Raw genomic sequence first — 20,122 nt, forward strand, 5'->3', positions numbered from 1 at the left:
ACCCTGGGACGATGAGCAGCGCACGCCGGGACCCCCTCGTGGGGGGCATCGTCGACGGCCGCTACCGGGTCGTCGAGCGGCTGGCCCGGGGCGGCATGTCCACCGTCTACCTGGCCGTGGACGAGCGTCTCGACCGCCAGGTGGCGCTCAAGGTCATGCACCCGCACCTGGCGGAGGACCCCGTCCTCGTCGGCCGGTTCGAGCAGGAGGCCAAGACGGCGGCGCGGCTGTCCCATCCGCACGTCGTCGCGGTCCTGGACCAGGGCCACACCGAGGCCGAGGACGGCGACGTGCTGGCCTACCTCGTGATGGAGCACGTGCCCGGCCGCACGCTGCGCACCGTCATCCGGGACCGGGCCCCGCTCTCACCCCGGGAGGCGCTGCGGTTCCTGCGTCCGCTCGTCGACGGCCTGGCCGCCGCGCACCGCGCCGGACTGGTGCACCGGGACGTGAAGCCCGAGAACGTCCTCGTCCGCGACGACGGCCGGGTGACGGTCGCGGACTTCGGCCTGTCCCGCGCCGCCACGGCCCACACCATGGCCGGGCAGGCCGTCGTGGGCACACCCGCCTACCTCGCCCCCGAGCACATCGCCGGGGCGCCCGCCGACTCCCGCTCCGACGTGTACGCCGTGGGCATCATCCTGTTCGAGCTGCTCACGGGCCGCCAGCCGTACACCGCGGCGACCGCGCTGCAGGTCGCCTACCGGCACGTCCATGAGCGGGTCCCCGTGCCGTCCACGCTGCACCCCGGGCTCCCCGAGGACCTCGACGACCTCGTGCTGTGGTGCACCGAGCCGGACCCGGCCGACCGGCCCGCCGGTGCCGGCGAGCTCCTGCACCGCATCGACGCCGTGGCGGCGGGCCTGGACCCCGACGAACCGGACCGCCGCCCCGCCGAGGGCCCGGGCGCGGAGCCGGCGGCGGCCGCCCCCGCCGCCGAGGGCCTCGAGGACGCAGCCCCGGACGGGAACCTGCAGACCCGGGCCCTCGACGCCGGCGACCACCACGCGACGCGCGTGCTCCCCGCCCTGGCTGAGTCCGCCCTCGACGAGGACACGACCGACGTCATCGACACCCGTGCGGCGACGCACGGGGGCGACCGGCGGCCCGACGCGCGCCCGGCGGAGCCGATCGGACCGCTCGCGGTCGACCCCGCCCCGGCGGACCGGCATCCGGGGCGCGGCTCCCGGCAGCGGCTGCGTCGGGCGGCCCGCCGCCCCGCGCTCGACCTCGGCCAGGGCACCGGCCGGGCCGCGGCGATCGGCACGGCCGTGACCCTGCTGCTCACCGGCGTCGCCCTGCTGCTGGGCTGGACGCTGGGCTCCGGCGGCCTCGGAGTCGGTGGCGTGGCGGTGGTCCCCGACCTCGACGGGCTGGCCCGGGAGGCAGCGGAGGAACGGCTGACCGCCGCGGGCTTCACCGCGGCGGTCACGGCCCGGCACGATGAGCTCCGCACGGCGGGCACGGTCGTGGCCAGCTCACCCGCGGCCGGGGAGCCGGCGGGGCGCGGCACCCCCGTCGAGCTCACCGTCTCCGCCGGCCCCGCGCCGGTGCCGGTGCCGGACCTGACCGGCGTCGTGATCCGGGAGGCCCACGGCGTGGCCCGGGACGCCCGATTCACCGTGGAGGTCGCGGAGCGCCGCACCGATCCCGCGGTGCCGGCCGGGGCCGTGATCGAGCAGCACCCGGCCCCCGGCGAGCAGGCGACGCCGGGCACCGCGGTCCGCGTGGTGCTCTCCGAGGGCCGCGCCGTGCGCCCGGTGCCGGACGTGACCGGGCAGGATCCGGAGACGGCGCGCACGACGTTGGCGGACGACGGCTGGGACGCCCGCGTGCATCGCCTGCCGCTGCCGCTCTCCGCCCGGGGCGAGTCCCGGGTCCTGCACCAGTCCCCCGCCGCCGGGACCGCGCTGCCGGAGGGCACCGCGGTCCACGTCTGGGTCGGCTGAGCCCGGGCGTGCCCGGCCGCGCGGTCAGGCCCGCGGCGCGCGGCGCTCGGGGTGCGAGAGGGCCTCGGTGACCTTGAACGCCATCTCCAGGGACTGCTGGTGGTTCAGCCGCGGGTCGCACAGCGTCTCGTAGCGGGCGTCGAAGTCGGCCTCGTTGATCGGATCGGAGCCGCCCAGGCACTCGGCGACGTCATCGCCGGTCAGCTCGACGTGCATGCCGCCCGGGTGCGTGCCGAGCTCGCGGTGCACCTCGAAGAAGCCGCTGACCTCGTCCATCACGTCCTCGAACCGGCGGGTCTTGTAGCCGTTGGCCGCGGTCACGGTGTTGCCGTGCATGGGGTCGGTGACCCACACCGGCTCCAGCCCCGCGTCCCGGACGCCCTCGACGATGCCGGGCAGCACGTCCCGGATCCGCTCCGCGCCCATGCGGGTGATGAAGGTCAGGCGGCCCGGCTCGCGCTGCGGGTCCAGCCGCTCGGCGAGCTCGAGGGCGTCCGGCACCGTGGTGGTCGGGCCGAGCTTCACGCCGATCGGGTTGCGGACCCGGGAGAGGAAGTCGACGTGGGCGCCGTCCACCTGGCGGGTGCGCTCGCCGATCCACAGGAAGTGGGCGCTCGTGGCGTAGGGGTCGCCGCTGCGTGAGTCCACGCGGGTCAGGGCGCGCTCGTAGTCGAGCAGGAGCGCCTCGTGGGCCGAGTAGAACTCGGTGCGGCGCATGGCCTCGAAGTCCACGCCCGCGGCGTTCATGAAGCGGACCGCGCGGTCGATCTCGGCGGCCATCTCCTCGTACTGGGCGTAGGCCGGGTTGGCCATGAAGCCCTGGTTCCACTGGTGCACGCTGCGCAGATCGGCGAAGCCGCCCTGGGTGAAGGCGCGGACCAGGTTCAGGGTGGAGGCGGAGGTGTGGTACGCCTGCACCATCCGTCGGGCGTCGTGCCGGCGTGCCTGCTCGGTGAACTCGTATCCGTTCACGATCTCGCCGCGGAAGCTGGGCAGGGTGACGCCGTCGCGGGTCTCCGTGTCCGAGGACCGCGGCTTGGCGAACTGGCCGGCGATCCGGCCCATCTTCACGACCGGCATGGAGGCGCCGTAGGTCAGCACCGCGGCCATCTGCAGGATGGTCTTCACCCGGGCGCTGATCCGGTTGGCGGTGGACCCGGCGAACGTCTCGGCGCAGTCGCCGCCCTGCAGGAGGAACGCGCGGCCCTGGGCGACGTCGGCCAGACGGGCGCGCAGCAGGTCGACCTCGCCCGCGAAGACGAGCGGGGGCAGGGCGCTCAGCTCGGCGACGGCGGCGCGGTGATCGGCCTCGTCCGCCCAGGACGGCGCCTGTGCGATCGGCAGCGAGCGCCAGTGGTCCAGGCCGGGGATGTCGGCGGCGCCCTCCGAGATGGCGGTGCCGAAGGCCAGGATCTTCTCGCGGGGGTCTTCAGTCATGCACACCAGGCTAGGGGTCGCGTGCCGCGCCCCGGTCTGGGCGTCCCCGGATGACGACGCGCGGACCCCGCTCAGTCGCGGGCGCGCGGCGGAGCGGCCACGCGGCCCGCCTTCACGTCCGCCGCGTAGGTGTCCACGTACTCCTGGCCCGACAGGCGCCGGATGGCCTCCATGATCTCGTCCGTCACCTCCCGCAGCACCCGGGGGTCGCCGGCGGCCTCGGCACGGTCGGAGAAGTCCAGCGGCTCACCGAAGATCATGCCCAGGCGCCGGATCCGCGGCAGCACGTGGCCGATCGGCTGGACCCGGTCCGTGCCGATCATCGCGATGGGCACCACGGGCGCGCCCGAGGCCAGCGCGAGCTTGGCCACGCCGATCTTGCCGCGGTGCAGCCGACCATCCGGGCTGCGGGTGCCCTCCGGGTAGATCCCGAGCAGCCGGCCCTCCCGCAGCGCCTCGAGGCCCGCGTCCAGCGAGCGCAGGGACGCCTCTCCGCCGGAGCGGTCCATGGGCAGCTGGTTCGCCGCCTCGAAGAACCGGCGGGTGACCCACCCCTTCACGCCCGGGCCGGTGAAGTACTCGTGCTTGGCCAGGAAGTGCACCTGGCGGTCGAGCATGGCCGGCATGAACACCGAGTCCGAGACGGACAGGTGGTTGCTGGCCAGGATCGCCGGGCCCTCGGCCGGCACGTTCCCGAGGCCCTTCACCCAGGGGCGGAACAGCAGGCGGGTGGCCGGAGCCACGGCGAACGTCTTGGCGGACCAGTAGAACGTGGACACGAGGGCCTTCCGGTCGGGGCGGTCGGGTGCCTGCCCATCGTACGGTCCGCCTGCCTTACCCTGGCACCATGCCCCGCCCCGTCGCCGTCGCCCCCGAAGACCTGCCCCTGCGTCTCATGCCCGCCGCTCCCGCCCGGCGCGACCACGGCGTCGTGCTCCTGCACGGGTTCACCTCGACTCCGGCCTCCGTCCGGGCCTGGGCCGAGGGGCTCGCGGCAGGCGGCTCCCCCGTGAGCGTGCCCCTGCTGCCGGGGCACGGCACCCGGTGGGAGGACCTCGCCGCCACCGGTGCGGACGAGATCCGCGCCGCCGTCCGGGCCGTCGTGGACCTCGAGCTCGCCCGACACGGCCGCGTGGTCATGGCGGGCATCTCGATGGGCGGCGCCCTCGCGCTCGACGCCGCCGCCCACCGACCCGTGGCCGGGGTGCTCGTGGTGAACCCCGCGCTGCGCTTCGCCAGCCCGCTCGCCCCCTTCGCCCCGCTGCTGGCCCCGTTCGTCCCCACGGTCGCCCCGATCGCGGACGACATCGCGGACCCGACGGCGCGCGAGCGCGCCTACCCCCGCACGCCGACGGCCGGCGTCGCCGCCGTCGGCCGCATCCAGCGGGCCGCCCGCCGCGCCCTGCCGCGGATCACCGCTCCCGTGACGGTCTACCGGTCCGCCCGCGACGCCGTCGTGCCCGCCTCGAGCCACCGGACCCTGGTGCGGGGCCTGCGCCACGCCCCCGTGGAGGTGGTGCGACTGCCCCGCAGCCGCCACGTCGCCACGCTCGACCACGACCTGCCGCTGCTGATCGACCACGGCCGGAGCGCGGTCGCCGCCATGACGACGCACTGAGTCGCGCCCCGGACCCCACCGCTCCCGGTTGTACAGTGTGCGTGACACGACTCACACTTACTTCCGTTGTGCCGCCCACCGGTCGGCGGAACCGACCCAACGCCCGAGGAGTCCCATGCACGAGATCAGCGAGCCGTACCAGCCCCGCCTGTCCCCGGAGGCGAACATCACGGACTTCCTGGAACGCCAGGCCACGGAGCGTCCCGACCACGGCCTCTTCGCGGTGGCGGACGCGCAGGATCAGTGGACGGACGTCTCTGCCCGGGACGCCCGCGAACGCGTGCGGGCCCTGGCCAAGGGGCTCATCGCCGCCGGGATCCAGCCCGGGGAGACGGTCGGGCTCCTGGCCTCCACCCGCCTGGAGTGGACCCTGGTCGACTTCGCCATCTGGTATGCCGGCGCGGTCACCGTGCCCGTGTACGAGACCTCCTCCGTCAGCCAGGTGTCCTGGATCATCGAGGACGCACACGTGCGCGCCGTCGTGACCGGGAACGAGGACCTCGCCAAGACGGTGCGGGACGCGGTGCAGCGCGAGGGCCTGCCGGAGCTGATCGGCCTGTGGACGATGGACCCGGCCGACGGCGCCCCCGGCTCCGGCCTCGAGGCGCTCGTCGCCCTGGGCGCGGACGTCACCGATGAGGAGCTCGAGACGCGCCGGTCCTCCGCCGGCCTGGCCGACCTGGCGACCATCATCTACACCTCCGGCACCACGGGCCGGCCCAAGGGCTGCGAGCTCACGCACGAGAACTTCGCGGAGCTCGTCAACCAGACCCTGTCCTCCTCGCTCGGCGACGTCGTCCGCCAGGACACCTCCACCGTGCTGTTCATCCCCCTGGCGCACGTGTTCGCGCGCTTCGTCTCGGTGCTCACCGTCGCCGCGGGCGCACGCTGCGGGCACGTCTCGGACATCAAGCGGCTCTCGGTCTCGCTGCAGACCTTCCAGCCGAGCTTCGTGCTGGCCGTGCCCCGCGTGTTCGAGAAGATCTACAACGCGGCGCTGCTCAACGCCCAGAGCGGCGGCAAGGAGAAGATCTTCCGCCGTGGCGCGGACGTGGCGATCCGCTGGTCCCGGGCGCTGGACTCGGGCCAGATGACGGCGCCCCTCCGGTTGCAGCGCGCGTTCTACTCCGCGCTGATCTACCGCCGGATCCGGACGGCCATGGGCGGCCGGCTCGCGTACGCGGTCTCCGGCGGCGGCCCCCTCTCCACCGACCTGGCGCACTTCTTCCGCGGCGTGGGCGTGACCATCCTCGAGGGCTACGGCCTCACCGAGACGACGGCCCCCATCACCGTGGGCCGGCCGGACCGGCTGAAGATCGGCACGGTCGGACACCCCCTCGGCGGCAACCAGGTGCGGATCGCCGAGGACGGCGAGATCCTCACGCGCGGCACGTCGCTGATGCGCGGCTACCACAACCGGCCGGAGGCGAACGAGGAGGCCTTCGAGGACGGCTGGTTCCGCACCGGCGACCTCGGGGTCCTGGACGACGACGGCTTCCTCACGATCACCGGCCGCAAGAAGGAGCTGCTGGTGACGGCCGGCGGCAAGAACGTGGCACCGGCGATGCTCGAGGACACGATCCGCAGCGACGCGCTCGTCTCCCAGGTGATGGTGGTCGGCGACGGCAAGCCCTTCATCGCGGCGATCGTCACCCTCGACACCGACACCCTGCCCGCGTGGCTCGCCGCGAACGGCCTGCCGAAGGACCTCGACGTCGCCGCGGCCGCACGCGAGGACGCGGTGCGCCGCCACATCCAGGAGGCCGTGGACAAGGCCAACAGCCTGGTCTCGCGCGCCGAGGGGATCCGGGAGTTCCGCATCCTCGACCGCGACTTCTCCCTGGAGGAGGGCCATGTGACCCCGTCCCTGAAGATGCGCCGGTCGGCGATCATGAAGGACTTCGCCGCGCAGATCGCGGACATCTACGGGGAGCCTGCCCCGCAGAACTGAACGCCCTTCGACGACGGCGCCCGGCCCCCGCGGCCGGGCGTCGTCGTCCCCGCGGGTCCGGTCAGAGCAGACCGGAGTCCGGCACGTCCAGGCCCAGCAGCGCGTTCTCGACGACCTCGGTGAGGGCCGGGTGGGGCCAGTACTGGCCCCGCGCGAGCCGGTGGGCGTCGATGCCGAACGCCATGCCGGTCACGAGCGGCTGGATGAGGTTCGCGGCCTCGTGCCCCAGGATGTGCCCGCCCAGGATCCGTCCCGTGGCCTTCTCCGCGACGACGGTGCACACGCCCTCGGTGTCCTCCATGGCCCAGCCATAGGCGACGTCCCCGAAGGACTGGGTCTTCACCGTGATCGCGTCCGCGCCGTAGTCGGCGAGCGCCTGCTCCACCGTGAGCCCGACCGAGGCCGCCTGCGGATGGGTGAACACGGCCGCCGGCACGGGGCCGAGCGTGTTGGCGCGGAGGTCGTCCGGATGCTCCAGGTTGTGCGCGACGACGCGGGCCTCGTGGTTGGCCACGTGCTTGAGCTGCCACGTGTTGGCGACGTCCCCGAGCACGTAGACCCCCTCCACCGGCGCACCGTCGGAGAGCGCGCGCTGATGCTCGTCGCTGGCCAGGACGCCGTCGTCGGTGACGTCCAGTCCCGCGGCGGCGGGGTCGAGGCGGTCCGTGTTCGGCGTCCGGCCGACCGCGATCAGCACCGCGTCCGCCTCGATGGCCTCCTCCACGATGCCGGTCTGCTCCTGGCCCTCCGCGCGATCCAGGCGCACCCGGACCCAGCCGTCCGCGGCCCGCTCGGCGTCCTCGACCGGTTCGACCCCGGCCGGGGTCCACCCCGTGCGCAGGTCCCACCGCCGGGCCGCGATCTTCGTGAACGTCGTGGACACGGACATGTCGTGCTGCTTGAGCAGCCGGTGGCCACGGTTGACCTGGACGACCTCGGTCCCCAGCCCGGCGAAGACGGAGGCGAACTCGCAGGCGATGAACCCGCCGCCCACCACGAGCAGCCGCCGCGGCAGCCGATCCAGTCGCATCACGGTGTCCGAGGTGTGCACCGACGGCAGGTTCAGGCCCGGGATCTCGGGGAGGGTGGGCCGCGACCCCGCGGCGACCACCACCTGGTCCGCCGTGATCTCCCGGCCCGAGGCGGTGCGCACGCGGCGGGGGCCGACGAAGCGGACCTCCTCCTGGATCACGCTCGTGTAGTCCAGATCGTCCCGGCGGTAGCGGAGCCCGTCGCGGCTGATGCCGTCGATGCGCGTGAAGATGCGGTCCCGGATGGCCGGGAAGTCGGCGCCCGTGAACTCCAACCCCACCCCGAGGCTCCGGGCCTCGGGGGGCAGCGCGGCCAGGCCGGCCGGGTAGGCGTACATCTTGGTGGGGATGCAGCCGACGTTCAGGCAGGTGCCGCCGAACGTGCCGGAGTCGGCGATCACGACGCTCCGGCCCTTCCAGTGTTCGCTGATCAGGGAGTTCCCCGATCCGGAGCCGATGATGAGCAGGTCGTGGTGTTCCGCAGAGGTGGCCATGCCTCCCAGGATAGGCACGGGCCCGGACGCGGTGGCGTCCGGGCCCGTGGGGCGGCCCGCCGGCGGCGGGCTCACGCGGGGCTCACTCGATCACGAGCAGCAGGTCTCCGCCGTTGACGGGCGTGACGCCCTCCGTGACCACGCGGCGCACGGTGCCCGCGGCCTGGGCCGTGATCGCGGCCTCCATCTTCATCGCCTCGATCGTGGCCACCGCCTGGCCGACCTCGACGGCGTCGCCCTCGGCCACCTGCACGGTGACCGAGCCCGCGAACGGGGCGGCGACGTGGCCGGGGGTGCCGGGGTCCGCCTTCTCCGCGGTCCGCACGGTGGACTCGATTGAGCGGTCCCGGACGGTCATCTGGCGCAGCTGGCCGTTCAGGGTGACCATCACCGTGCGCATGCCCTTCTCGTCCGGCTCGGAGACGGACATGAGGGTGGCGAGCAGCCGGACACCGCGTCCGAGCGAGATGACGTGCTCACGCCCGGGGACGAGGCCGTAGAGGAAGTCGCGGGTGTGCAGGGTGACGGTGTCCCCGAACTCCTCGCGGTGCGCCTCGAACTCCTTCGTGGGGCCGGGGAAGAGCAGGCGGTTCAGCACCGCGCGGCGGGTCTGTCCGGCCTCGCCGAGGGCGCTCGAGTCCTCCGCGGAGATCTCCACCATGCCCGCGCCCTCGCGGCGACCCTGGAGGGCCTTGGTCCGGAAGGGCTCCGGCCAGCCGCCGGGCGGGTCGCCGAGCTCGCCCCGGAGGAAGCCGATCACGGAGTCGGGGATGTCGAACTCCTGCGGACGCTCCGCGAACTCCTTCGGGTCCACGCCGGAACCGACCAGCTGGAGCGCCAGGTCGCCCACCACCTTGGAGGACGGGGTGACCTTGACGAGGTGGCCGAGCAGGTCGTCGGCCGCGGCGTACATCGACTCGATGGCCTCGAACCGCTCCCCCAGGCCGAGCGCGATCGCCTGCGTGCGCAGGTTGGACAGCTGGCCGCCCGGGATCTCGTGGTGGTACACGCGGCCGGTCGGGGCGGGCAGCCCCGCCTCGAAGGGCGCGTACGCCGAGCGGACGGACTCCCAGTAGGGCTCCATCGCGGTGGCGGCCTCGAGGCCGAGACCGGTGTCCCGCTCCGTGTGCTCGAGCGCCGCGACCAGGGCGGACAGCGGCACCTGGCTGGTGGTGCCCGCCATGGACGCGGTGGCCGCGTCGACGGCGTCCACGCCGGCCTCCGCCGCTGCGAGCAGGGTGGCCAGCTGACCGCCGGCGGTGTCGTGCGTGTGCAGGTGCACGGGCAGGTCGAACTCGGCGCGCAGGGCGGTGACCAGCTCGCGCGCGGCGGCGGGCCGCAGCAGGCCCGCCATGTCCTTGATCGCCAGGACGTGGGCGCCGGCGTCGACCATCCGGCGGGCGAGGCCCAGGTAGTAGTCGAGCGTGTAGAGCGTCTCCTTGGGATCCGTCATGTTGCCCGTGTAGCACAGGGCCGCCTCGGCCACGGCGGTGCCCGTGGCACGCACCGCCTCGATGGCCGGGGTGATCTGCTCGACGTCGTTGAGGGCGTCGAAGATGCGGAACACGTCGACGCCGGACGCCGCGGCCTCGGTCACGAACGCGTCCGTCACCTCGGTGGGGTACGGCGTGTAGCCCACCGTGTTGCGGCCACGCAGCAGCATCTGGATCGGGATGTTCGGCAGCTCCGCGCGCAGCAGCTCGAGGCGCTGCCACGGGTCCTCGTGGAGGAAGCGCAGCGCGACGTCGTACGTCGCCCCGCCCCAGGCCTCCACCGACAGCAGCCCCGGCAGGGTGTGCGCGACGGCGGGCGCGGCGGCCAGCAGGTCGCGCGTGCGGACGCGGGTGGCCAGCAGGGACTGGTGGGCGTCGCGGAACGTGGTGTCAGTGACGGCCAGCGCGGTCTGCTCGCGCAGGGTGCGGGCGAAGCCCTCGGGGCCCTGCTCCAGCAGCACCTGACGCCAGCCGTGCGGGGGCGCCGCGTCCTCGTTCCGGCTCGGGCCGTCGAAGGGCGAGCGGTCCGGCTCCTGGTGCTTGTCGCCCGGGTGCTCCGGGAGGCGGTCACGGGGGTCGATGCCCTCGACGCGCGGGCCGTGCGGCTGGTTGACGGTGACGTCCACGAGGTACTGCAGGGCCTTGGATCCGCGGTCCTGGGAGCGGTTCACCGTGGCCAGCTCGGGATGCTTGTCGATGAAGTCCGTGGCGACGTCGCCGCTGACGAACTGCGGGTCGTCCATCACGTTCATCAGGAACGGGATGTTGGTGGCCACGCCGCGCACGCGGAACTCGGCCAGGGCTCGGCGCACGCGGCGCACGGCCGTGGCGTAGTCGCGTCCGCGGCAGGTGAGCTTGACCAGCATGGAGTCGAAGTGGGGGCTGATCTCCGCACCGGCGTAGATGGTGCCGCCGTCGAGGCGCACACCGGAGCCGCCGGCCGAGCGGTAGGCGGTGATGGTGCCGGTGTCCGGGCGGAAGCCGTTGGCCGGGTCCTCGGTGGTGATGCGGCACTGGATGGCGAAGCCGCGGACCTGGAGGGCGTCCTGGGTGATGCCCAGCTCGGGCAGGGTGGCGCCGGCGGCGATGCGCAGCTGCGCGCCCACCAGGTCCACGTCCGTGACCTCCTCGGTCACGGTGTGCTCCACCTGGATGCGGGGGTTCATCTCGATGAACACGTGCTGGCCCGCCCGCTCGCCCGCCGTGTCCACGAGGAACTCGACGGTGCCCGCGTTGACGTAGCCCATCTCCTTGGCGAAGGCGACGGCGTCCCGGTGCAGGGCCTGCCGGATCTCCTCGTCCAGGTTCGGTGCCGGGGCCATCTCGATGACCTTCTGGTGCCGGCGCTGGAGCGAGCAGTCCCGCTCGAAGAGGTGCACGACGTTGCCCTCGCCGTCGGCGAGGATCTGCACCTCGATGTGCCGCGGCCGCAGGACGGCCTGCTCGAGGAACACGGTGGGGTCGCCGAAGGCGGTGTCCGCCTCGCGCATCGCGGCCTCGAGGGAGCCGCGCAGGTCCTCGCGGCGCTCGACGCGGCGCATGCCGCGGCCGCCGCCGCCGGCGACGGCCTTGACGAAGATGGGGAAGCCGATCTCCTCGGCCTGCTCCAGGAGCCACTCGACGTCGGCGCTCGGGTCCGAGGAGGCCAGGGTGGGGATGCCCGCGCGCTTGGCCGCGCGCAGGGCCTCGACCTTGTTGCCGGTCAGCTCGAGGACGTCGGCGGGCGGGCCGACGAAGGTGATCCCGTTCTCGGCCGCGGCGCGGGCCAGGCCGGCGTTCTCCGACAGGAAGCCGTAGCCCGGGTAGATCGCGTCGGCCCCGGCGTCCTTGGCCACGCGGATGATCTCGTCCACGTCGAGGTAGGCGCGCACGGGGTGGCCCTCGTCGCCGATGCGGTAGGCCTCGTCCGCCTTCTGGCGGTGGATCGAATTGCGGTCCTCGTAGGGGAAGACGGCGACGGTGCGGGCGCCCAGCTCGTAGCAGGCGCGGAAGGCGCGGACGGCGATCTCGCCGCGGTTGGCCACCAAGACCTTGGAGAAGACGGCGCCGGCTCCGGTCGACCCGGCCGCGTCCTCTGGAGGGGTGAAGTTCTCGACAGGTGCGGTCATGGTTGGGAGTGTGTCACACCGCGCCGGAGTTCCGCCTCATGTCGCGCACAGTCACCGTTGCGAGACGAAAGATGACTGGTTCGGCGCTGTGGGGCGCCGACGCCGGCCCGGCCTCGTGCCGGGGCCGGCGTCGGCCGCGGGCGCCCCGCGGTGGAGGGTCAGGCGGAGCGGCGGGCCTGACGCCGCCCGGCCAGCTCGTCCCCCGGCTCGGGGGCGCCGACCACACTCTCGCGGGGCAGCTCGGCGAGGCTGCCCTCGACCTCGCGCCACACGCGGCCGACGGCGATCCCGAAGACGCCCTGGCCGCCCTGGACGAGGTCCACGACCTCGTCCGCCGAGGTGCACTCGTACACCGAGGCGCCGTCGCTCATCAGGGTGATCTGCGCCAGGTCCTCGACACCCCGCTCGCGCAGGTGGCCCACGGCGGTGCGGATCTGCTGGAGCGAGACGCCGGTGTCCAGGAGGCGCTTGACCACCTTGAGGACGAGGATGTCGCGGAACGAGTAGAGCCGCTGGGAGCCGGAGCCGGAGGCGCTGCGGACCGTGGGGACCACGAGGTCCGTGCGGGCCCAGTAGTCGAGCTGGCGATACGTGATGCCGGCGGCCTTGCACGCGGTGGGTCCGCGGAAGCCGACGTCGTCGCCCCGGGTCGCGCCCTCGTCGAAGAGCGTGCCCTGGGTGCCGAGCGCGGGGGGCCGGCCAGGACCTGCAGTGGGTGTCACGGGGAACCTCCTGGTGCGGGGCCCCCGGTGCGGGAAGGGGACGCGACCGTCATGTGCCGCCGGTGACCGTGGCGGCGCTCCCCGGTGACCGTGGGGAGGACGACGGAGGCGCCCCGGGTGGCGGGGCCCTCTTCCCCTCGAAGGTACGCGCGGGTCCGAGGGTGGTCAACGACGCCGGCGGCGAGACCGCGCCGTGTCGCGCCGGCTCCGCTCAGGCGAAGTCCTCGGGGCGCACCGTGTCCAGGAAGTCGCGGAAGTCCTCGACGGCGCGCTCCTGGCCGGCGTCCTCCTCCCCCGTCCGCGCCGGCATGCCGGCGTCCGCGAGCACGGCGGGGCTGCCGAGCACGGGGGCGTCGGCGCGCAGGGCGACCACGACGGCGTCCGACGCGCGGGCGTCGACCCGGGCGCCCGTGGAGAGCACGAGCTCGGCGTGCACGACCTCGTCCCGGACCTCGGTGAGCCGCACCCGCACGACCTCGGCGCCCAGGGCGTCGACGGCGGCCAGGAGCAGCTCATGGGTGAGGGGCCGGGGCGCGCGGACGCCCTCGAGCGCGAGCGCGGCGGCGGCGGCCTCGGGCGCGCCCACCCACAGCGGGACCATCGTGCGGCCGGGCGGATCCACCAGCAGGATCACGTGGTGCTGCTCGGGCAGCTCGACGCGCACGCCGAGCACGGACAGGGGCACGTCACCGACGTCGTCGGCGGGCACGGGGCGCGGCTCAGTCATCCCACTGCTCCAGCCCTTCGGCCACGAGGGCCGCATGCAGCCGCAGGCTGGCCTGCGCGATCTCGCGTGCCGAGCGGGCCACGCGGGGGCGGGTGCCGGCGTCGCGGCGGGCCTGCAGCGGGGCGACGGCGCGCTCCACCAGGCCCAGTTCGCGGTCGGCCGCGGCCCGCAGCGGGCGCAGGTGCCGGGGCTCCAGGCCGTGGCCCGCGAGCACGACGGCGGCCCGGGCCACGTCCATCGCGTGGCTCGGGTAGCCGCCGTCGGGATCGACGGGCAGGAGCGAGTACTGGTCCAGCTCGGCCAGCAGCTCCTCGCCCGCACCGGATTCGGCGGCGAGCTCGGCGCGGGTCCACGACCGGCGGCCCCCGGCGACCTCGCGGCCGAGCCGCTCCGCGTCCGAGGACGCCGGGACCGCTGCGGTTCCGGGCAGGCCGGTGGGGCGTTCGCCGCGATCCAGCGCGGCCAGGTGGTCGGCGATCACCTTGAGCGGCAGGAAGTGGTCCCGCTGCAGGGCGAGGACGAACCGGAGCCGGTCCACGTCCTCGGGCCGGAAGCGCCGGTAGCCGGCGGGGGTCCGTTCGGGCAGCACGAGGCCGCGGTCCTCCAGGAAGCGCACCTTGGACGCGGTGACGCCGGGGAATTCGGCTTCGAGGGCGGCCACGACCTCGCCGATGCCCAGCCGGCCCGCAGGGCGGGCGGTGGGGACGGCGTCGGGGCGCGGGCGCGGATCGGTCACGAGGATGACGGCTCAGCCCCGCGCCGGTGCGGCGTAGTACGTGAGCCGGTACTTGCCGATCTGCACGTGCATCCCGGAGCGCAGCAGGATCTCGTCCACGCGGTCGTGGTTCACGAAGGTGCCGTTGAGGGAGTTCAGGTCCACGAGCCGATGGCCGCCGTCCTCGGCTCGGAACTCCGCGTGACGACGGGAGACGGTGACGTCGTCGAGGAAGATGTCCGCGTCCGGGTGGCGCCCCACGGAGACCACGTCCTCGTCCAGCAGGAAGCGGGCGGACTGGTCCGGGCCCTCGTGGGCGAGCAGCAGCGCGGAACCGGCCGGGAGGGCGCGGATCGCGTCGGACTCCTCGCGGGTGAGGTCCGCCGAGACCAGCGGCGCCAGCTCGGTGAGGTTGATGGCGGAGGTGGACAGGTCCGGTTCACGTCCGGGCTGGTTCATGGGGTGCTCCTGTGCGTGGGCCGGCGCCGCGGCGCCGGCCGGATGGAGGGACGAAGGGGACGCCGTCGCCCCGCCGGCCAGCGGCGGGGCGACGGCAGACGGGGCTCAGCTGGTGTGCGAGGCGTAGCCCTCGGCGTCCATGAGGCCCTCGAGCTGGGCCTCGTCCGCGAGGGTGATCTCGAACAGCCAGCCGCCCTCGTAGGGGGCGGAGTTGACCAGGCCGGGCTCGCCGTCGAGCTCGTCGTTGACGGCGGCCACGGTGCCGGTGACCGGGGCGTAGATGTCCGAGACGGACTTCGTGGACTCGACCTCGCCCACGGCGGTGCCCGCGGTGACCTCGGTGCCGACCTCCGGCAGGTCCACGTAGACGACGTCGCCCAGCGCATCCTGGGCGAAGTCGGTGATGCCCACGCGGACCGTGCCGGCGGCGTCGGCCTCGGCGATCCACTCGTGCTCGGCGGAGTACTTCAGGCCTTCGGGGATGGAGCTCATGGAGTGCGCGTCCTTTGCGTGGTCGGGAGTGATGACGTCGTCTCGCAGACTACCGAGCGGCGCGTGATTCGCGCCACTGGCGCGCTCAGAGCACGCCGCGCATGCCGCGACGCACCGGCTTGGCGATGGCCAGCACGAGCAGGCCCACGCCCAGGGTGACCGCGCCGATCATGCCGAAGTAGCCCACCTCGTTCTGCTCCGAGTAGGAGCCGGCCAGGGAGCCCGCCAGGGCCGTGCCCAGGGCGACGGACAGGTTGTACAGCGACACCATCATCACCGGGAAGCTGCGCGGGGCGACCTTGGTGGCCAGGGAGAGGCCCACCGGGGAGACGAGCAGCTCGCCCATGGTGCAGACGAACAGGATCAGCGTCAGCCACAGCAGCGGCACGGCGACGACGTCGGCCACCGGGATGAACAGCAGGAAGGCGATGCCGATCAGGACGATGCCGATGCCGAACTTCACCGGGGTGGCGGGCTGGCGGGCGCCCAGCTTGGTCCACAGCGCGGCGAACACCGGGGCGAACACGATGATGAAGATCGGGTTGATGGAGTTGACCCACTCCATGGGCATGAGCCAGCCGAACAGGTTCCGGTCGAGGCGGTGCTCGGAGTACAGCGCGATCACGGTGAACTGCTGCTGAAAGAGGGCGAAGAACACGGACGTGCCGATGAACAGCGGGATGAACGCCTTCACGCGCGAGCGCTCCTCCTCCGTGACCTTCGTCGAGGTCAGCAGGACCGCGAAGATCGCGATGGCTGCGACGGCGGCGAGCACGACGACGGCGTCGGAGAGGTTGCCCAGGGTGATGACACCCGTGAGGAACAGGACCACGACGACGGCGACCATCCCCAGGCCGATCAGGCCCCAGCGACCGTACTGCGACCGCGGCAGCGGATCCGGGACCCGGTGCACGTCCGTCGGCAGGTTCTTGCGGGTCAGGGCGTACTGCGTCAGGCCGATGGCCATGCCGGCGGCGGCGAGGCCGAAGCCGACGTGGAAGCCCAGCGTGTCGCGCGCCAGGCCGGTGAGCAGCGGGCCGAAGAGGGCGCCGATGTTCACGCCCATGTAGAAGATGGAGAAGCCGGCGTCGCGCTTGGGGTCCTCGCGGGAGTACAGGGAGCCGACGAGGTTCGTGGCGTTGGCCTTGAGGCCACCCGAGCCGATGGCGACGAGCACGAGGCCGAGGGTCAGGCCCGGGACCCCCGGGACGAGGGCCAGCGCGATGTGGCCGAACATGATCCCGACGGCGCTGACGAACATGGTGCGCTCGGAGCCGAGCAGGCGGTCGGCGACCCAGCCGCCGAGGATGCAGAACACGTACACCATGCCGCCGTAGGCGCCGACGATGCCCGTGGCCACGGCCGGGTCGATCCCGAGGCCGCCCTCCGCGGCGGTCCAGGACATGTAGTAGACGAGCATGGCCTGCATGCCGTAGAAGGAGAAGCGCTCCCACAGCTCCACGGAGAATAGGTTCGCCAGCGGGCCGGGCTGGCCGAGGAACGGGCGGCCGCGCCAGTCGGGGGTGGCGTCGTCGGGACGGGTGGCCGTCGACGCCGCCACGCGGGCGGGCGGCTCGACGTCGGGCACGCGGCCCGCGAGAGGATTCTGGGGATTTTCCACCGATCTACTGTCCTCCTCCAAGGGAGTCAGAGCAAACTCCCCGCCCGATGACGCCGATCACATGCGCGGCCTGGGCGGCGTCCGTCCTAGAGTGGGGGCCGTGTCCGTCACCTCCGAGATAGCCCGTGCCCGCTCCCTCATCCGCGTGGTCCCCGACCATCCCAGCCCGGGCGTGGCCTTCCAGGACATCACGCCCCTGCTCGCCGACGCCCGCGCTCTGAGGGCGTGCGTCGAAGCCCTGGTGGCGCCGTTCGAGGGGCGCTTCGACCTCGTGGCCGGCCTCGAGGCCCGCGGGTTCCTGCTCGCCGGGGCGGCCGCCGCCCTGACCGGCACCGGCCTCGTGCCGCTGCGCAAGGCCGGGCGGCTCCCGGCTCCCGCGGCCCGTGCGGACTACACGCTGGAGTACGGGACCGCGAGCATCGAGGTCTCCGAGGACCTGCCGGCCGGGTCACGGGTGCTCCTGCTCGACGACGTCCTCGCCACGGGCGGCACCCTCGCCGCCGGCCGACGGCTCATCGAGGCGCGGGGTGCAGAGGTGGTGGGCGCGGCCTGCCTGCTGGAGCTCACGGCCCTCGGCGGCCGGGCCGTCGTGCCGGACACGCACGTGCTGTTCGCGGCCTGAACCGCCCCGCCTCACCCGACGGGGAGAGGCTGCAGAGGCGTCCCCGGGTACGACGAAGCCGGAGCCCCGCGCTGCAGGACTCCGGCTTCGTCGACGTGGTCGGGCTAGCGGGATTTGAACCCACGACCTCTTGACCCCCAGAGCAGAGCAACCGTCCCCTCTCGTTCACTCTCCCCCGTCCTACTTGGACGCGTCCCCCGTCTCGTCCGTTCCATTCCTCTCTATACGCGTCCCGTCCGGGGCCGTTTGTGCCGCCTCTGTGCCACCCAAGGAGACGCGGGCGTGCTCCTGGAGCCACGTGGCGGCGGCGGCCTCGAACATGCGAGCGTCTTGCTCGAATGAGAGGGCGCTGTAGTTGCCTTGCAGGGATGCTCGCGCAGCCTCAAGCAAGCTCCGCGCATACAGTGCGAGTTCCCCGCCGAAGGCCGTCATTTCAGCGCTGATTTTTCCCAGCTCCGATATAACGCCCGCCGCACGGACCCGCCGGTCGCGTTCGGTCATGCTGCTGGCGGTGTCATGTCCGTACCGCTTGGCTTCGTCGACCTCCAGCCGCAGTGATTCCCCGACGGACGCCGCCTCCACAACCCGCATGAGAGCGCTCCTGACCACTGTCGCCGCCTCATCCCGGCGGCGATCTGAAGCAGACCGGTCCTCAGCGGCTCGCTCCTCTCGCCGGAGCTTCTCCTCCGCGGCTCGCTCGTCAGCCGCCTGCTTAGCCTGGTGCTTGTTGTTAAGCCACGTCGTGCCCAGCGTGCCCACGAGGGTGAACACACCGCCGCCGATACCGGCGAGGAGAGTCGTTATCTGGGGGTCCATGTGCCCATCATGGGGCACCGAGCGCCGCGCACATACGCGACGCCCCGTGCACGGAGTGATCACCGGGTGCGGTCCTCTCCGCCCCAGACGCCGAGCCGCTCGTCCGCCGTCTCGGCGTACTCGCCGCACAGAGCCCGCACGGGGCACCGTCGGCACGCTCTCGCGGCCTCTGCGCGCGTCGCCGACGAGTCGGAGAGGAACGCGTCAGGATCGGCCCAGCACGGCACGCTGTGCGCGTTCTCTGTGGCCTCGCGACTGAGGCGGACCAACAGCCCACCCGCGTCGCCCTCCAGGTGGGGGAACATCTTCACCGTCCCGCCCTCCCTTCGCCCCGCCCGGGGATCGTCGCGCCGTAGGCCCATGGCAGGTTCGAGCGGGGTGGGAACGCGCTGGGAGCGCCTGCACGGCGGACGCCGCCAGCCTCTCGGATGCTCCCAGACGTCGCCCGTCGGGCGATGCGCCCACGGGGCACCGTGGCCCGCGCCCCGCTGTCGTCGGGGCGCTCCATGAAGTCCGCGACGATCATTCCCACGGCCGTCACGATATCGTCGTGGGAGCCCCTGGGATTGGACAGCTTCACGACGCCCGGGGCGGTCTCCACGAGGCGCGTGGACAGGAACTCGTCCCGCACCTCCACGTCGTCGGGCAGGGACAACGCGCGGTCGCGGAGCGCCCCGTGGATGCCGCGCGCCAGCCGGTTGGCCCCCTGGGCGCTGAACACGTACTCGCGCACGGTGATGCTGGCCCTCTCGAGGTTCGCCGTCATCTGTTCGGCCTGCATCCTGTCGAACCGGAGCCGGGCGCGGTACTGCCGGCAGACGCGGAGCACCACGGCCTCCACCTCGGCCAGATCCACGCGCCCGCCTGTCGGCGGTCGCCAGTACAGCACGCGGTCCACGACGACCACCGGCCCCTCGGCCCGGCGCTCACGGTGCCCCACGGCGAGCGCCGTGAGATCGCGGCGGGTGCCGACGTCCAGCGCGGCCACGTACTGCACGCCCGGGCGGGGCTCGAGCACGGTGGAGCCGCCCCGGATCGCCGCCTCCATGTCATTGGGTGTGGTGAGCGAGTCGTCGCCCTCGGCCCACTCACACAGGATCAGGCGTCGCCAGTGAGAGGCCATGAGGTCGGTGCGGGTGCTCTCCACGTCGGCCTCGGACCACCACGGGGACGGCCCAGGGGTGCGGGCGGTGACCGTGCAGGCCTTGACGTCCACCGCGCCGGCGAGGCCGGGCGGCGCAGCTCGTCGCGTTACGTGCCGTGAGCGACCTTGGCTGCCTTGCGACCGCGTGGCGGCTCGCGTTGTCCGGCACGACGCACGCCGACGTAATAGGCCTCCAGTGGGAGGACGCGGGCCCGAACATCGGCACGGTCACGGTGAGTCAGGGGCGTGTCCAGTCCATCAGCACGCGATGCGAGACATACGTGGGCGACCCGAAGTGCGCCCAGCGGGTCCGGACGGTCCACGTGGGGGCGATGCGCCCAAGACCGATGGACCTCCGTCGGGCGCTCAAGGCGCGTCAGGCCCGCCGTCAGCTCAAGGCCGGCGCGGCCTGGCGCTCTACGGGCTGCGCCGTCATAGGCGAGCTGGGGCGTCAGGTGCGCCCCAAGTCGTACTCGGGGCGGTTCCGTGCGCTGTGCCGCAAAGCGGGCGTTCCCTCAATTCGCCTCTATGCGGTGCGGTATGCGCTGGCCCATCTCTTGCACCTGAACGGCGCATACCCCCCCTGACGCAACAGAGCTGTGGGGCCACCTCGTAGAGGCGCGCCTCACGATCTACCTGCCCCGCCCCGGCGTGACCATCATGAGGCGCGGGGACCAGGCGGCCGGGCCGTCGTGCCGGACACGCACGTGCTGTTCGCGGCCT

At 73.3% G+C, this 20,122-nt stretch carries 17 protein-coding genes; 4 read left to right on the plus strand and 13 right to left on the minus strand.

Annotation, left to right across the window (positions count from 1 at the left end; translation table 11 throughout):
- Positions 1-11 precede the first annotated feature (11 nt).
- Complete coding sequence (gene pknB / locus J1M44_RS09085; protein WP_241252950.1) at positions 12-1,949, plus strand: Stk1 family PASTA domain-containing Ser/Thr kinase; 1,938 nt, start codon at positions 12-14, stop codon at positions 1,947-1,949.
- 24 nt (positions 1,950-1,973) lie between these two features.
- On the opposite strand, the gene J1M44_RS09090 is transcribed toward pknB, so the two are convergent.
- Complete coding sequence (locus J1M44_RS09090; protein WP_049158778.1) at positions 1,974-3,386, minus strand: class II 3-deoxy-7-phosphoheptulonate synthase; 1,413 nt, start codon at positions 3,384-3,386, stop codon at positions 1,974-1,976.
- A gap of 71 nt (positions 3,387-3,457) precedes the next feature.
- On the minus strand, positions 3,458-4,165 hold the full coding sequence (locus J1M44_RS09095; RefSeq protein ID WP_002854595.1) for a lysophospholipid acyltransferase family protein: 708 nt from the start codon (positions 4,163-4,165) through the stop codon (positions 3,458-3,460).
- Positions 4,166-4,233: 68 nt separating this feature from the next.
- Here J1M44_RS09095 and J1M44_RS09100 point away from each other — a divergent pair, with 68 nt between their 5' ends.
- Positions 4,234-5,004, plus strand: a complete 771-nt coding sequence (locus J1M44_RS09100) for an alpha/beta hydrolase (protein ID WP_206480871.1) — start codon at positions 4,234-4,236, stop codon at positions 5,002-5,004.
- A 115-nt stretch (positions 5,005-5,119) separates the two neighbouring features.
- Positions 5,120-6,955, plus strand: coding sequence for an AMP-dependent synthetase/ligase (locus tag J1M44_RS09105; RefSeq protein ID WP_206480872.1), 1,836 nt, complete (start codon positions 5,120-5,122; stop codon positions 6,953-6,955).
- 61 nt (positions 6,956-7,016) lie between these two features.
- Here the strand turns inward: J1M44_RS09105 and J1M44_RS09110 are convergent, their stop codons facing one another.
- The 8 genes from J1M44_RS09110 to J1M44_RS09145 all read right to left on the minus strand — a co-directional run bounded on the left by J1M44_RS09110 (position 7,017) and on the right by J1M44_RS09145 (position 16,784).
- Entirely contained in the window at positions 7,017-8,480 is a 1,464-nt protein-coding gene (locus J1M44_RS09110; RefSeq protein WP_049158770.1) for a mycothione reductase, read from the minus strand.
- Between the two features lie 82 nt (positions 8,481-8,562).
- Positions 8,563-12,081, minus strand: a complete 3,519-nt coding sequence (locus J1M44_RS09115) for a pyruvate carboxylase (RefSeq protein WP_206480873.1) — start codon at positions 12,079-12,081, stop codon at positions 8,563-8,565.
- Positions 12,082-12,239: 158 nt separating this feature from the next.
- The gene (locus tag J1M44_RS09120; RefSeq protein ID WP_065573189.1) at positions 12,240-12,803 is read right to left on the minus strand and encodes a MerR family transcriptional regulator; all 564 of its coding nucleotides are present in this window, start codon (positions 12,801-12,803) and stop codon (positions 12,240-12,242) included.
- 211 nt (positions 12,804-13,014) lie between these two features.
- Complete coding sequence (locus tag J1M44_RS09125; protein ID WP_002854604.1) at positions 13,015-13,530, minus strand: bifunctional nuclease family protein; 516 nt, start codon at positions 13,528-13,530, stop codon at positions 13,015-13,017.
- Positions 13,523-14,266, minus strand: coding sequence for a transcriptional regulator FtsR (gene ftsR, locus J1M44_RS09130; RefSeq protein ID WP_060774674.1), 744 nt, complete (start codon positions 14,264-14,266; stop codon positions 13,523-13,525). Before ftsR ends, J1M44_RS09125 begins: the two co-directional genes overlap by 8 nt.
- Positions 14,267-14,278: 12 nt before the next feature.
- A complete protein-coding gene (locus tag J1M44_RS09135; RefSeq protein WP_049146965.1) occupies positions 14,279-14,704 on the minus strand; it encodes an FHA domain-containing protein in 426 nt (141 codons plus the stop codon).
- Positions 14,705-14,809: 105 nt separating this feature from the next.
- Positions 14,810-15,196 carry a glycine cleavage system protein GcvH gene (gcvH, locus tag J1M44_RS09140; protein WP_098470541.1) on the minus strand — a complete coding sequence of 129 codons (387 nt, stop codon included), beginning with the start codon at positions 15,194-15,196 and terminating at the stop codon, positions 14,810-14,812.
- Positions 15,197-15,281: 85 nt separating this feature from the next.
- The gene (locus tag J1M44_RS09145; protein ID WP_446724873.1) at positions 15,282-16,784 is read right to left on the minus strand and encodes a peptide MFS transporter; all 1,503 of its coding nucleotides are present in this window, start codon (positions 16,782-16,784) and stop codon (positions 15,282-15,284) included.
- Between the two features lie 133 nt (positions 16,785-16,917).
- On the opposite strand from J1M44_RS09145, the gene J1M44_RS09150 reads away from it, so the two are divergent.
- Positions 16,918-17,439 (plus strand): adenine phosphoribosyltransferase, encoded by a 522-nt coding sequence (locus J1M44_RS09150; RefSeq protein WP_206480875.1) that lies wholly within the window; start codon positions 16,918-16,920, stop codon positions 17,437-17,439.
- Between the two features lie 180 nt (positions 17,440-17,619).
- On the opposite strand, the gene J1M44_RS09155 is transcribed toward J1M44_RS09150, so the two are convergent.
- The 3 genes from J1M44_RS09155 to J1M44_RS09165 are packed head-to-tail and all read right to left on the minus strand — an operon-like array spanning position 17,620 to position 19,402.
- Complete coding sequence (locus tag J1M44_RS09155; RefSeq protein ID WP_206395949.1) at positions 17,620-18,255, minus strand: hypothetical protein; 636 nt, start codon at positions 18,253-18,255, stop codon at positions 17,620-17,622.
- A 59-nt stretch (positions 18,256-18,314) separates the two neighbouring features.
- Entirely contained in the window at positions 18,315-18,617 is a 303-nt protein-coding gene (locus J1M44_RS12035) for a WhiB family transcriptional regulator (protein WP_423227193.1), read from the minus strand.
- On the minus strand, positions 18,563-19,402 hold the full coding sequence (locus tag J1M44_RS09165) for a hypothetical protein (RefSeq protein ID WP_206399803.1): 840 nt from the start codon (positions 19,400-19,402) through the stop codon (positions 18,563-18,565). Before J1M44_RS09165 ends, J1M44_RS12035 begins: the two co-directional genes overlap by 55 nt.
- Positions 19,403-20,122: the final 720 nt, after the last annotated feature.

It is taken from the genome of Micrococcus sp. KRD128, from assembly GCF_017168395.1.
Lineage (GTDB): Bacteria > Actinomycetota > Actinomycetes > Actinomycetales > Micrococcaceae > Micrococcus > Micrococcus luteus.